The organism is Pseudomonas versuta (assembly GCF_001294575.1).
GTDB classification, from domain to species: Bacteria; Pseudomonadota; Gammaproteobacteria; order Pseudomonadales; family Pseudomonadaceae; genus Aquipseudomonas; species Aquipseudomonas versuta.
In genome coordinates, this window is record NZ_CP012676.1 from 3,722,449 (window position 1) to 3,736,722 (window position 14,274).

11 protein-coding genes and 2 tRNA genes are annotated in these 14,274 nt (G+C 55.3%); 1 reads left to right on the top strand and 12 read right to left on the bottom strand.

All coding sequences use genetic code 11. The features are described from left to right. Positions 1–55 precede the first annotated feature (55 nt). On the top strand, positions 56–2,980 hold the full coding sequence (locus AOC04_RS16750) for a DUF748 domain-containing protein (protein WP_060695303.1): 2,925 nt from the start codon (positions 56–58) through the stop codon (positions 2,978–2,980). 294 nt (positions 2,981–3,274) lie between these two features. Here the strand turns inward: AOC04_RS16750 and AOC04_RS16755 are convergent, their stop codons facing one another. The 12 genes from AOC04_RS16755 to tpiA all read right to left on the bottom strand — a co-directional run bounded on the left by AOC04_RS16755 (position 3,275) and on the right by tpiA (position 14,254). After that, positions 3,275–3,628 carry a BON domain-containing protein gene (locus AOC04_RS16755; RefSeq protein ID WP_060695305.1) on the bottom strand — a complete coding sequence of 118 codons (354 nt, stop codon included), beginning with the start codon at positions 3,626–3,628 and terminating at the stop codon, positions 3,275–3,277. A 288-nt stretch (positions 3,629–3,916) separates the two neighbouring features. Next, positions 3,917–6,022: a polyribonucleotide nucleotidyltransferase gene (gene pnp / locus AOC04_RS16760; RefSeq protein WP_060695306.1), complete on the bottom strand. Its 2,106-nt coding sequence runs from the start codon at positions 6,020–6,022 to the stop codon at positions 3,917–3,919. Positions 6,023–6,248: 226 nt separating this feature from the next. Continuing rightward, entirely contained in the window at positions 6,249–6,518 is a 270-nt protein-coding gene (gene rpsO, locus AOC04_RS16765; RefSeq protein ID WP_003439639.1) for a 30S ribosomal protein S15, read from the bottom strand. A gap of 161 nt (positions 6,519–6,679) precedes the next feature. Continuing rightward, on the bottom strand, positions 6,680–7,597 hold the full coding sequence (truB, locus tag AOC04_RS16770) for a tRNA pseudouridine(55) synthase TruB (protein ID WP_003439625.1): 918 nt from the start codon (positions 7,595–7,597) through the stop codon (positions 6,680–6,682). A 3-nt stretch (positions 7,598–7,600) separates the two neighbouring features. Beyond that, the gene (gene rbfA / locus AOC04_RS16775) at positions 7,601–8,002 is read right to left on the bottom strand and encodes a 30S ribosome-binding factor RbfA (protein ID WP_060695308.1); all 402 of its coding nucleotides are present in this window, start codon (positions 8,000–8,002) and stop codon (positions 7,601–7,603) included. Between the two features lie 158 nt (positions 8,003–8,160). Then, positions 8,161–10,668: a translation initiation factor IF-2 gene (gene infB / locus AOC04_RS16780; protein WP_060695310.1), complete on the bottom strand. Its 2,508-nt coding sequence runs from the start codon at positions 10,666–10,668 to the stop codon at positions 8,161–8,163. Between the two features lie 27 nt (positions 10,669–10,695). Further along, positions 10,696–12,177: a transcription termination factor NusA gene (nusA, locus tag AOC04_RS16785; protein WP_003439619.1), complete on the bottom strand. Its 1,482-nt coding sequence runs from the start codon at positions 12,175–12,177 to the stop codon at positions 10,696–10,698. Between the two features lie 47 nt (positions 12,178–12,224). Then, the gene (gene rimP, locus AOC04_RS16790; RefSeq protein WP_003439616.1) at positions 12,225–12,683 is read right to left on the bottom strand and encodes a ribosome maturation factor RimP; all 459 of its coding nucleotides are present in this window, start codon (positions 12,681–12,683) and stop codon (positions 12,225–12,227) included. Positions 12,684–12,824: 141 nt separating this feature from the next. Further along, a tRNA-Met gene (locus AOC04_RS16795) sits at positions 12,825–12,901 on the bottom strand. A gap of 96 nt (positions 12,902–12,997) precedes the next feature. Beyond that, positions 12,998–13,083 (bottom strand) — tRNA-Leu (locus AOC04_RS16800). Between the two features lie 29 nt (positions 13,084–13,112). Continuing rightward, complete coding sequence (secG, locus tag AOC04_RS16805) at positions 13,113–13,496, bottom strand: preprotein translocase subunit SecG (RefSeq protein ID WP_003439612.1); 384 nt, start codon at positions 13,494–13,496, stop codon at positions 13,113–13,115. Positions 13,497–13,498: 2 nt separating this feature from the next. Next, positions 13,499–14,254 carry a triose-phosphate isomerase gene (tpiA, locus tag AOC04_RS16810; protein ID WP_060695312.1) on the bottom strand — a complete coding sequence of 252 codons (756 nt, stop codon included), beginning with the start codon at positions 14,252–14,254 and terminating at the stop codon, positions 13,499–13,501. Between the last annotated feature and the right edge of the window lie 20 nt (positions 14,255–14,274).

The window sequence follows — 14,274 nt, forward strand, 5'->3', positions numbered from 1 at the left end:
CAGAAACGCGTGCCATACTCCAAGGCACCTTGGCCACCAATAGACGAACCCTCACATGACCAAAGGATTGATCCGCGCCATTGGCGCCGTGCTGATAGCGATCGCACTCTACAGCGTGCTGGGCTTTTTGATATTGCCCGGCATCGGCCTGCGTATCATCAACCAGCAACTGGCCAATTACGCCACAGCACCGGCCAGACTCGACCGACTGGAGTTCAATCCGTTTAGCCTGGAACTGACCTTGTGGGGGTTTAAAGTCGGCGAACCGGGCAAGGAGCAAGTCGGGTTCGACCGCCTCTACGTCAACCTGCAAACAGACAGCTTGTGGACCAAAGCCCTGCACCTGACAGACGTGCAGCTGGATAAACCCAAGACCGAGTTGCTCTTCAACAAAGATGGCACCCTCAATCTGACCAAGCTGTTCAAGTTACCTGCCAGCGAGGCTAAACCTGCCGACCCCGAAAGCAAACCCTTCCCGCTGCGCATCGACAGCATCAAGCTGGCGGACGGCTATCTGCACTTCGTCGATATGCGCCCCAGCGAACCCATCGAATTTCTCTACGACTCAATGAACTTTGAGTTGAAAAACCTCAGCACCCTGCCCGATGACAACGCCGACATGACGCTGGTGGCTGCCGGCCCCGAGGGCGGCAGAATCGACTGGAGCGGCAAGCTGAGCCTGGTGCCGATCAGCTCCGAGGGCAAACTGAAAGTCTCCGATGCGAAAATGAAAGCCTGGTGGCCCTATGTGCGTGATTCAGTGCCGCTGGTTCTCGAAGACGGCATTCTGAATTTCAGCACTGACTACACGCTGAACCTGGCCAAAGGCACAGAAATGGTCTTGAGCAATGCCTCGGCCAGCATTGCTCCGTTCAGGATCAATGCACCGGACGGCCGCCCGCTGGCGCGTCTGGAGCGTATTGATGTGAGCGACACCACAGTGGATCTGGCGAAACAGAAAGTGGTGGTCGGCAAGATTCAGAGCAAGAACCTCGAAACCTGGGCCGCTCGCGAGAAGGATGGCCAGCTTGACTGGCAAAAACTGTTTGCCAGCCAGCCCGCAAAGACCGCTCCAAAAGCCAACGACCCTGTGACGGTTGAAGCGCCCAAGCCGGGCCCGGTTGCGCCGAGCAAGCCATGGCAGGTACTGCTCAAGGATGTCGAACTGCGCGACTATCGTGTGCATTTGGCCGACAAGGAGCCAGCAACGCCGGTGGCACTGGATATCGGCCCCCTGAATCTGGACCTGAAAAATTTCGACAGCCTTAACCAGTCACCGTTTACGCTCAAACTCGATACCGGCGTTGGTAAACAAGGCGTGCTCACGGCCGTCGGCGATGTCAACTTGAACCCGGTCAGTGCAAAGCTCAAGGTCACGACCAAAGACATCGATCTGCGTGTGGCGCAGGCCTACATCGACCCGTTCATTCGTCTTGAACTGCGCAGCGGTATGCTCGGCAGCGATCTGGCGGTCAATCTCAAAAGTACAGAACCACTGGCCTTCACTGTCGAGGGGCGCGCGCAGGTCGATCAACTGCATACCCTGGACACCCTGAAAAATCGCGACTTCCTCAAATGGCAGCGGCTGGTGCTCGAAGACCTCAAGTATCAGCATGGCGACAGCCTCTCGATCAGCAAGGTCAACCTGACACAGCCCTATGTACGCTTCATGATCAACGATGACCGCACCACCAACGTGGACGACCTGTTGATCCCGCAACCGGCTGGCACTGCTACCAAAGACGCTGCCAAACCGGCGGCGACAAAGGAAAAACCACTGGGTATTTATGTCGGCGGTATCGCGATCAATGATGGTTCGGCCAACTTCGCCGACTTCAGTCTGACCCCCAACTTCGCTACGGCCATTCAACAACTCAACGGTCAGATCGGCACCATCAATAGCCGTTCTGCCAAACCTGCCAACGTCAATATCTCGGGCAAGGTGGACCGCTATGCGCCGGTTACGATCAAAGGGGAGGTCAACCCTTTTGATCCGATGGCCAGCCTGGATATTGCCGCCAGCTTCAAGCGCGTCGAACTGACCACGCTGACGCCCTACTCCGGCAAGTTTGCCGGTTACCGCATCCGCAAGGGTCGCCTGAATCTTGATCTGCATTACCTGATCACCAAGGGCCAGCTCAAGGCTGAAAACAAGGTTGTGATCGAGCAATTGCAACTGGGGGAGAAAGTCGACAGCCCGGATGCGGTGAATTTGCCACTGAAGCTGGCGATTGCCCTGCTCAAGGATTCCGACGGCAGAATCTCCATCGAGCTACCGGTAACGGGGGATCTGAATAATCCGCAATTCAGCGTAATGCCGATCGTGTGGCAAACCTTGCGCAACCTTGTGGTACGGGCAGCTCAAGCCCCTTTCAAGTTCATTGGCGGGCTGATCAATGGCGGCGGCGCCCAAGACCTGGGCACGGTGTCATTCGCGCCAGGATCAAGCGAGCTGAGCCCTGAGGCGCAGAAAGCGCTGGACACCCTTGCCCAGGCGCTGAAACAACGCCCGGCCTTGCGCCTGGAGATTGAAGGCACGGCTGCGCAAAGCAGTGACGGGCCGCACATCGCCAGGGATCGTCTTGAACGCGAATACCAATACACCTATTACAAGATTCTCCAGCGCCGCGGTGAAAAGGTGCCGGCCCAGGCTTCGCAGCTCAAAGTCCCGGATAATGAAAAAGGCCCATTACTGGAGGGGATTTACCGGGCACGCCTGAAACAGCAACCGCCAGCCGAGTGGGCTGACCTGAGTCGCGATGAACGTGCAGCCAAAATGAGTGCCGCGCTGATCGACTTCTGGAGCAAAAGTGAAGTTCTGCTCCGTCAGCTTGGGCAAGACCGCGCTAGCGCGATCAAGGACTACCTGGTGGATAAAGGTCAGCTGGCGGATGACCGCGTGTACTTCATTGATGCCACGCTGGGTCAGGCAGAGAGCGATGGCCGGATAATTACGCCGCTGCATCTGGACAGCGAGTAAAGCCCTCTTCTGGCTTGCTCGCGCTACCCCATGGGCTGGATCGCGAGCAAGCTCGCTCCTGCAGGAGTGCGCTCTGTGGTGCCTTTGTGCAAGGCTAGACACCGCATTGGCAAGCTTACTTCTGGAGGGTTCCCGCCCTATTCCTGCGCCCAAATAGAACAGCCCCCGACGCAAGCGCCGAGGGCTGTAATGACCACATCCGTGTGGCCGTCGCATGAACCTGTATTCAAAGCCAGCAGGCGATGTTTCAATCACCTGCTCCGGCCTTCCCCCGGTTCAACGAATTGGGATGTCTTACTCAGCTTTCAGGCCATCGGCCGAAACTGCCTGAACACCTTTAACTTTCTTGGCAATCGCGACTGCCGTAGCTTTCTGCGCGTCGGTTACCGCTACAGTCGAGGATAGCGAAACCACACCCTTGTTGGTTTCTACTTTGATGTCAGTACCTGGGATGCCTTTTTCAGTCAGCAGATCAGATTTAACTTTGGTAGTGATCCAGGTGTCAGAAGTAGCTTCTTTGGCTTTAGTCATTTCGCCAGCAGCGACAACCATAGGGGTCTGTGCAGTCGATTGAGCAGCAAATGCCGCGTTGGCCATGGTCAGGGTCAGAGCGGTAGCAGTTGCAGCAGCGATAGCAAACTTCTTCATACGAGTAACTCCTGTCTTCTTTAAAATCTGCGCCATCTTATGGCTGCAGGGTTACCTGTACTATTGCAGGGCTTATGCCAACTTTTTTGAATTTAAAAATCCTTATAAATCAACAACTTATAAACAATGCAAATGCCATGGATCGTGCAGTTTGCATGACTGCCCGTCAAACTGCATGCAAGTTGCGGCTTTTTACTAATAGCCATTGGCCTTGAACCGGTCACTTTCTGGCAGGCATAAAAAAAGGATCCCGAAGGATCCTTTTTTCAACGCGGGTTTCGACGGCTATTAAGCTTCCGAAGCCTTGGCTGCTGCTACGTCCTTGATGGAGAGCTTGATACGGCCGCGGTTGTCCACGTCCAGTACCAGTACTTCCACTTCCTGACCTTCTTTAAGAATGTCAGTCACTTTCTCAACACGAGCGTCGCTCAGCATGGAGATGTGAACCAGGCCGTCTTTGCCTGGCAGGATGTTTACGAATGCGCCGAAGTCGACGATACGCTCAACCTTACCGGTGTAGATCTTGCCGATCTCGGCTTCTGCAGTGATGCCCAGAACGCGCTGACGCGCCGCTTCTGCAGCTTCCTTGGTTTCACCGAAGATCTTGATCGAACCGTCGTCTTCGATATCGATCGAAGCCTTGGTTTCTTCACAGATTGCACGGATGGTCGCGCCGCCTTTACCGATAACATCACGGATTTTGTCGGTGTCGATTTTCATCGCAATCATGGTCGGAGCGTTGGCCGACAATTCATTACGCGATACGGCAATGATCTGGTTCATCTGACCCAAGATGTTCAGGCGAGCGTCCAGGGCCTGGCCCAGTGCGATCTCCATGATTTCTTCGGTGATGCCTTTGATCTTGATGTCCATCTGCAGCGCGGTAACACCTTTAGCGGTACCGGCTACTTTGAAGTCCATGTCGCCCAGGTGATCTTCGTCACCCAGGATGTCGGTCAGAACTGCGAACTTCTCGCCTTCTTTAACCAGACCCATGGCGATACCGGCTACCGGTGCTTTCATCGGCACACCAGCGTCCATCAGTGCCAGGGAAGCGCCGCAGACCGAAGCCATGGAGCTGGAACCGTTGGACTCGGTGATTTCCGATACAACACGGATGGTGTACGGGAACACATCAGCAGCAGGCAGCATGGCCTGAACCGAACGACGGGCCAAACGGCCGTGACCGATTTCGCGACGACCGGCACCACCCATACGACCACACTCACCTACCGAGAACGGAGGGAAGTTGTAGTGCAGCATGAACGGGTCTTTCTTCTCGCCTTCCAGGGTGTCCAGCAGTTGTGCGTCACGGGCAGTACCCAGAGTTGCAACGACCAGAGCCTGAGTTTCGCCACGGGTGAACAGAGCCGAACCGTGGGTTTTTGGCAGAACGCCGACTTCGATGTTCAGAGGACGGACGGTTTTGGTGTCGCGGCCATCGATACGCGGCTTGCCGTTAACGATGTTTTCGCGAACGGTGCGGTATTCGATTTCGCCGAATGCAGCTTTGACTTCAGCAGAAGTCGGCTGGCCTTCTTCACCGGACAGCTTGGCAACAACCTGGTCTTTCAGCTCGCCCAGACGTGCATAACGCTCGTGCTTGACGGTCAGTGTGTAAGCCTGGGAGATCGCTTCGCCGAACTCGACGCGGATAGCGGCCAACAGTTCGGTAGCTTCTGGAGCAGCAGCCCAGTCCCAGGTTGGTTTTGCAGCTTCGGCAGCCAGCTCTTTAACAGCCTGGATAACGACCTGGAATTCGTCGTGGGCAAACAATACCGCGCCCAGCATCTGGTCTTCGGTCAGCTCTTTGGCTTCCGATTCAACCATCAACACAGCTTCCGAAGTACCGGCAACAACCATGTCCAGGCTGGAAGCGGCCAGTTGCTCGTAAGTCGGGTTCAGCAGGTAGCCGGTGCTTTCGTGGTAAGCAACGCGGGCAGCACCGATCGGACCATCAAAAGGGATGCCGGAGATGGCCAGCGCAGCCGAGGTACCGATCATCGCAGCGACGTCCGGATCGGTTTTCTTGCTGGTGGACAGAACGGTGCAGACAACCTGCACTTCGTTCATGAAGCCTTCTGGGAACAGCGGACGGATCGGACGGTCGATCAGACGCGAAGTCAGGGTTTCTTTTTCGGAAGGGCGACCTTCACGCTTGAAGAAACCGCCCGGGATTTTACCCGCGGCGTAGGTTTTTTCTTGGTAGTGAACAGACAGAGGGAAGAAGCCCTTGCCTGGATCAGCTTGCTTGGAACCGACAACAGTCACCAACACGCTGACGTCGTCGTCAACGGTGACCAATACTGCGCCGGAGGCCTGACGGGCGATACGGCCAGTCTCGAGGGTGACGGTCGACTGACCGAACTGGAATTTTTTGATAACCGGGTTCACGGTGTCCTACCTTCTCTTTGTGGCTCTTGGGGAACGGGTTTCTTGCGAAATGCTTGCGCAATGTCGGATGTTGACCCGACTCAAGATGCTTACGAAAACCGGCGCAATGCACTGCTTTCGTAAGGATCCGGCTAGTCCAGATAAAACTTGAGGCTGGAAGCCTGTCGTACGCCTGCGGTGAACCCGCACACGTACGACAGACAACCAGCCTCTAGCAACATCGCTATTAGCGACGCAGACCCAGGCGAGCGATCAGCGTTTTGTAACGCTCAACGTTCTTGCCTTTGAGGTAGTCCAGCAGCTTGCGACGCTGGTTTACCATGCGGATCAGACCACGACGGGAGTGGTGATCTTTTTTGTTTTCTTTGAAGTGACCTTGCAGCGTGTTGATGTTAAAGGTCAGCAGTGCAACCTGCACTTCTGGAGAACCTGTATCACCTGGAGCTTGCTGGTAGTCAGCTACGATTTCTGCTTTGTGTTCGATTGTCAGTGCCATGAGGCATTTCCTTTCATTAGGGTCTGCTTGCGAACAAGACAGATCCAATAGGCCGAGGACAAATCCTCGTATTAAAAAATGAGATGTGACCGTGCCTAATAACAGCCACCCTCGTTCCAGTACGGCCCGGGACAGTTACATTCCGAACCGGCCTGCTCCGGTCATTCTGACCGAATCAGTCGACGCGGCGCGATGCGCCCGTCTTCGCTCACTTCACCGATACCGATAAAGCGACCGTTGTGATCTTGTACCCGCACCATGCCGAACTTTGGGGCATCCGGAGCGCGTACTGGTTGGCCGTTTAGCCAATAGAATGCGCTGTGCTCCGAGAAGTGCAGCAACGGCCAGTCCAGCAAACCGCTGTCCGATGGCATCAGGAAGCGATCAACTGCTTCGTTTCCGCCTTCGGCGTGTACTGCTTCCAACTCTTCCAGCGTAACCGTCTGGGCCAAGCTGAAAGGTCCGGCGTGCGTACGACGAAGCTCTGCAACGTATGCCCCGCAACCCAGTTGCTCACCAATATCTTCCACGAGGGTACGGATATAAGTGCCTTTGGTGCAGTCGACGGACAAGCGCGCAGTGTCGCCTTCGCTGGCCAGTAATTCGAGGCGGGTAATAGTAACAGAACGCGGTTCACGCTCCACCACTTCGCCTGCACGAGCCAGCTTGTAAAGCGGCTGGCCGTCACGTTTGAGTGCAGAGTACATCGGCGGTATCTGACTGATTTGTCCACGAAATTTGGGCAAAACAGCTTCAATATCGGCGCGACCAACGGTCACCGGACGCGTCAGCAAAACATCACCTTCTGCATCCGCTGTAGTCGTGGTCTTGCCCAATTGCATCAGGGTTTCATAACCCTTGTCGGAATCGAGCAGGTATTGCGAAAACTTGGTGGCTTCGCCAAAGCACAGCGGCAATACGCCACTGGCCAATGGATCGAGGCTACCGGTGTGCCCTGCCTTCTCGGCATTGAGCAGCCAACGGACTTTCTGCAAGGCCGCATTGGAGGTGAATCCAAGCGGTTTGTCGAGCAGGATGATGCCGCTGACGTTACGACGGATACGCTTGACCTGAGCCACCGGTTACTCCTTGGTGTCTTCAGGAGCAGTGGCTTCAGGGTGCTGATTGTCCTCAGCCACTGCACGCTCAATCAAGGCGGACAGGTGAGCGCCACGCACGACACTTTCATCGTAGTGGAAGTGCAGCTGGGGTACGCTGCGTAGCTTCATTTCACGCGCCAGTTGCATGCGCAGGAAACCCGCTGCCGAGTTCAGCACCTTAACGGTCTGAGCGATGTCTTGAGCATTGTCCTGGCCCATTACGGTGATGAAGATCTTGGCGTGACCGACGTCACGGCTGACTTCAACAGCAGTAATTGTAACCAGACCCACGCGTGGATCTTTGACTTCACGACGGATCAGCTGTGCCAGCTCACGCTGCATCTGATCGCCAATACGTTGGGTACGGCTATATTCTTTTGCCATGTCTTGTTACCTGTTACTCACCCATGGGAAACCCATGCGGTCTGAAAGCGGCAAACGCCCGGCCAGACAGAAGCCGGACCGGGCGTTGCGTTTAGAGTCCAGGCCGGGCGCAACACATTTGCATGCGCTGGCCCGTCCTCGCTCTTGAGGCTCGCGATTTAGAGGCTGCGAGCAACCTGGACCTTCTCGAACACTTCGATCTTGTCACCGACTTTAACGTCGTTGTAGCTCTTGACGCCGATACCGCATTCCATGCCGGCACGCACTTCGGCAGCGTCATCCTTGAAGCGGCGCAGGGATTCCAGCTCGCCTTCGAAGATAACGATGTCGTCACGCAGTACGCGGATTGGACGGTTACGGTGAACAACACCTTCCAGCACCATACAGCCTGCGATAGCACCGAACTTAGGCGAACGGAACACGTCGCGGACTTCAGCGATACCCAGGATGTTCTCCCGGACGTCACTGCCAAGCATGCCGGTAAGGGCTTTCTTGACGTCTTCGATGATGTCGTAGATGACGTTGTAGTAACGCATGTCCAGGCCTTCTTGCTCGACGATCTTGCGAGCGCCGGCATCAGCACGCACGTTAAAGCCGAACAGTACAGCGTTGGATGCCAGTGCCAGGTTAGCGTCGCTCTCGGTGATACCACCGACACCGCCGCCCACTACGCGCACTTGCACTTCGTCGTTACCCAGGCCGCTCAGAGCGCCCTGCAGAGCTTCCAACGAACCACGGACGTCAGATTTGAGGACGATGTTAAGCGTCTTCTTCTCTTCCTGGCCCATGTTCTCGAAGATGTTTTCCAGCTTGCCTGCGTGAGCACGAGCCAGCTTCACTTCGCGGAACTTGCCTTGACGGAACAGGGCAACTTCACGCGCCTTCTTCTCGTCAGTCATAACGCTCATCTCGTCGCCAGCATCTGGCGTTCCGTCCAGGCCGAGAATCTCGACAGGGATGGATGGACCGGCTTCCTTGATGGACTTGCCGTTCTCGTCGAGCATGGCGCGGATGCGGCCGTAGTTGGAACCGACCAGAACCATGTCGCCTTGGCGCAGGGTACCGTCTTGAACCAGAACAGTAGCAACCGGACCGCGGCCTTTGTCCAGACGGGACTCAACGACTACGCCACGGCCAGGAGCCGATGGAGTTGCCTTGAGTTCCAGGACTTCAGCTTGCAGCAATACGGCTTCGAGCAACTCGTCAACGCCGGTACCCATTTTCGCCGAAACCGAAACAAACGGAGTGTCACCACCCCACTCTTCCGACGTTACGCCGTGAACGGACAACTCGCTGCGGATGCGATCAAGATCAGCGCCCGGCTTGTCGATTTTGTTCACTGCAACAACCAGCGGCACGCCAGCAGCTTTCGCATGCTGAACAGCTTCGATGGTCTGCGGCATTACGCCGTCGTCTGCAGCAACAACCAGAATCACGATGTCAGTCGCCTTGGCACCACGAGCACGCATTGCGGTAAACGCAGCGTGACCCGGGGTATCGAGGAACGTGACCATGCCGCGCTCGGTTTCAACGTGGTATGCACCGATGTGCTGAGTAATACCACCGGCTTCGCCAGCAGCTACTTTGGCACGACGGATGTAGTCGAGCAGGGACGTTTTACCGTGGTCAACGTGGCCCATTACGGTCACAACCGGTGCACGGGAGAACGACTCGCCTTCGAACTTCAGGGACTCGGCCAGGGAATCTTCCAGGGCGTTGTCGCTTACCAGAGTCACTTTGTGGCCCAGCTCTTCAGCAACCAGCTGAGCAGTTTCCTGATCAAGTACCTGGTTGATGGTCGCCGGAGTTCCCAGCTTGAACATGAACTTGATGACTTCAGCAGCCTTGACCGACATCTGTGCAGCCAAATCGCCGACAGTGATGGTCTCGCCAATCTGCACGTCACGAACTACAGGGCCGGTTGGGCTCTGGAAACCGTGAGCGTTACGCTTCTTGAGCTTACCTTTGCCACGTCCACCGCGACGGAAGCTATCGCTTTCTTCATCGGAAGAACGCGGAGCAACACGTGGAGTCGGTGCTTTTTCTTTAACCGATGCGCGATGCGGTGCGTTCTTGCGATCGCCGTCACCACTGCCGCGACGATTGTTATCGTCAGCGCGTGGTTTGTCCGGGCGACGCTGTTCATCACGTTTGCGTGCATCAGCGGCCGGCGCTGGTGCGGCAGCCACTGCTGCCTGCACAGGTGCAGGAGCCGCGACAGCCGGAGCTGCTGCTGGAGCAGATGTAGATGCAGGCTGACGGCGCGCGTCTTCTTCGGCGCGACGCTTGGATTCTTCATCAGCCTTCTGACGTGCGGCATTTTCTACTGCACGACGCTCATCCATCTCACGCTTGCGCTCGGCTTCGATTTCTTCCGGGCTGCGTTGTACGAAGACTTTCTTCTTGCGTACTTCAACACTAATACTTTTGCTGCCAGCAACACGCAGGGTACTGGTGGTTTTGCGCTGCAAAGTGATCTTGCGCGGTTCTTCCACTTTAGCCTTGTGGCTGCTTTTCAGGTGAGTCAGCAGAGCCTGCTTCTCACTGTCGGTCACATTCTGCTCGGCGGCGTTGTGCGGCAGACCTGCCTCACGCATCTGCTGCAACAGGCGCTCAACCGGTGTTTTGACCTCATCGGCCAGTTGTTTCACCGTGACTTGCGTCATGCATTTCTCTCCTCAGGCCGCGCCTAATTACTCGAACCAATGGGCTCGGGCGGCCATGATCAACTTGCCGGCACGATCAGAGTCAATGCCGTCGATGTCGAGCAGGTCGTCAATAGACTGCTCGGCCAGGTCTTCGCGGGTAATTACGCCGCGCACCGCCAGTTCCATCGCCAAATCCTTGTCCATACCCTCAAGCGAGAGCAGGTCTTCGGCCGGATGGGCGTCTGCCAGCTTTTCCTCAGTAGCGATGGCTTTAGTCAACAAACGATCCTTGGCTCGAGCGCGAAGCTCGTTGACGGTATCTTCGTCAAAGCCATCGATGTTGAGCATTTCCTCCACCGGTACGTAGGCAATCTCTTCCAGGCTAGTAAAGCCTTCATCTACCAGTACCTGCGCCAGATCTTCATCAACTTCCAGCTCTTCGATGAAATTGCGCAGGATGTCGCCGGTTTCTGCTTGCTGCTTAGCCTGGATGTCCGATTCGGTCATCACGTTCAAGGTCCAGCCGGTCAACTGGCTGGCCAAACGTACGTTCTGACCACCGCGACCAATCGCCTGGGCCAGATTGTCTGCGCCAACGGCGATGTCCATTGCATGGGCATCTTCGTCGACGATAATCGCCGCTACTTCTGCAGGCGACATTGCGTTGATCACGAACTGCGCCGGGTTGTCATCCCAAAGGACGATATCCACTCGCTCTCCGCCCAATTCGCCGGACACTGCCTGGACGCGCGAACCGCGCATACCAATACAGGCACCTTGCGGATCAATGCGTTTATCTTTGGAGCGAACGGCTATTTTAGCGCGAGATCCAGGATCACGGGAGGCCGCCATCACTTCGATCAGGCCTTCGGAGATTTCTGGAACTTCAATACGGAACAGCTCGATCAACATCTCAGGCGCGGTACGCGACAGGATCAGTTGAGGACCGCGGTTCTCGGTACGAATTTCTTTCAGCAGTGCGCGAAGGCGTACGCCAACACGGAAAGTTTCACGCGAGATGATGTCTTCACGAGCCAGCAACGCTTCTGCGTTGTTACCCAGGTCGACGATCACATTGTCACGTGTCACCTTTTTAACAGTGCCAGAAATGATTTCGCCCAGACGCTCACGATAGGCATCGACTACTTGAGCACGCTCGGCTTCGCGGACTTTCTGCACAATTACCTGTTTGGCAGTTTGTGCAGCAATCCGACCGAATTCGATAGAATCGATTTTTTCTTCGATAATATCGCCAGCTACAGCGCCTGGCTGTTTCGCCTGGGCCTGGTCTACAGCCAACTCGATTGCTGGATCATCCAGATCTTCGTCTTCGACCACAGTCCAGCGACGGAAAGTCTCATAGTTACCGGTGTGGCGGTTGATTTCCACACGCAGATCGACTTCGTCTTCAAAACGCTTTTTAGTAGCGGTGGCCAGAGCCAGCTCCAGCGCTTCAAAAATAACGTTTGCCGGTACGCCCTTTTCATTGGACACCGACTCAACAACCAGCAGTACTTCTTTGCTCATCGTACGCCTCGCCTTTCGCAAGCCATTGGATCCGCGGGATCCGCGTCTCAGTCAAAACTGGGAATAATGTTGGCCTTGTCGATCATATCGATCGGCAACAGGAATTCGTGGTCTTCAACTTGCACCACGATGTCCTGCTCCTCTACGCCGCGCAGAAGGCCCTGAAAGTTACGTCGCCCTTCAAAAGGCGAGCGCAGCTTGATCTTCACTTGCTCACCGACATATTTAGCGAACTGTTCAAGAGTGAACAGCGGGCGTTCCATGCCAGGAGAAGAAACTTCAAGGGTGTATTCAACAGCGATAGGATCTTCGACATCCAGAACGCCACTGATCTGACGACTGACAATTGCGCAGTCATCCACCAATACGCCGCCTTCCTTGTCGATATACACACGCAACATTGAATGGCGGCCTTGAGCCGAAAATTCAATACCCCAGCATTCATAGCCAAGGGCCACGATCACCGGGGCCAGCAAGGCCTGCAACTCTTCTAGCTTGCTCGACACTTGAACCCCCTAGTGCATGTTTGTGCATGCTGTGCAAAATGAAAAAATGGGCGAAGCGCCCATCTCTGAAACGTCGTTGAATACCGACGCTATAAAGTGTCCAGTTAACAAAAAGCCCCTAATAAGGGGCTCCGCTAAAACTGGTTGCGGGAGCCGGATTTGAACCGACGACCTTCGGGTTATGAGCCCGACGAGCTACCAGACTGCTCCATCCCGCGACAAAGCTGGAGCGGAAGTATACGGTTGATCCTTTTCAGGGTCAATCCAACCTTCCACATACAAGAAAGCCCGCTACTGCGGGCATTCTTGATAATTGGTACCGAGAAGGGGACTCGAACCCCTACACCCTATGGGCACAACCACCTCAAGGTTGCGTGTCTACCAATTCCACCACCTCGGCAATACTACAGTTACATCATGAAACCCGTTTTACTTTTGCTCTTGAGCTGGAGGTACGTCAGTCGCAGGAGTTGCCGACTTTTGCTCTTGAAGCACCGGAACATCATCTGAAGCCGGCTTTTGCACTGGAACTTCCAGAACCGCTGGATTTGGCAAACCTACTTGAGTCAGCTGTTCAGCTTTCTCTTTAGCAAAGTAACCTAACCCCAAGCTGGTTATGAAAAAACCTGCGGCAAGTATAGCAGTAAACTTACTAAGAAAGGTAGAGGAACCTTGGCTTCCGAACACAGTATTTGATGCACCTGCGCCAAAAGAAGCTCCAGCATCCGCTCCCTTACCCTGTTGCAGCAAAACCAGGGCAATTACACCCAATGCTGTCAGCAGATGAAAAACAGTTACGACGTTATCCAGCATTTTCAGTTTCCTGCGGCACGAATAATCGCACCGAACTCATCTGCATTCAGGGAAGCCCCGCCAATGAGTCCCCCATCGATATCCGGCATGCTGAACAGTTCGACCGCATTGGCCGCCTTCACGCTGCCGCCGTATAGAAGCCGCACACCTTGTGCGACCTCAGAATTCTTTTGCGCCAACTGTGCGCGAATGGCCGCATGCACATCTTGCGCTTGCTGCGGTGATGCAGTCAGCCCGGTACCAATGGCCCAGACCGGCTCATATGCAATCACTGCATTTGCAAAAGCTTCAATACCAAATGCGTCAATGACAACATCCAACTGACGCCCTACCACTTCCAACGTTTGCCCGGCTTCGCGCTGTTCCAGAGTTTCCCCTATGCACAACACCGGCGTCAGACCCGAAGCCTGAACTGCTGCAAACTTGCGATTGAGTGTCTCATCTGACTCACCCAGAATCAGGCGACGCTCAGAGTGCCCCACAAGCACCAATGCGCAACCAGCATCCTGCAACTGATCCGAAGAAATCTCTCCGGTCAGAGCGCCCTGCTTTGCTTCAACCGCAGTATTCTGAGCACCAATCGAGATTGGCGCGCCTTGTAAGCCTTTGATCACACGATCAATGAACAGATCAGGCGGGAATACTGCGACATCAACACTGCCAGGCAAGGACATATCACGCAGACCAACGATCAGCTCAGCGACGCTGGCGCAGGTACCGTGCATCTTCCAGTTACCAGCTACCATCATGCGACGCATGCTTTACCTCGTCGGTCAAA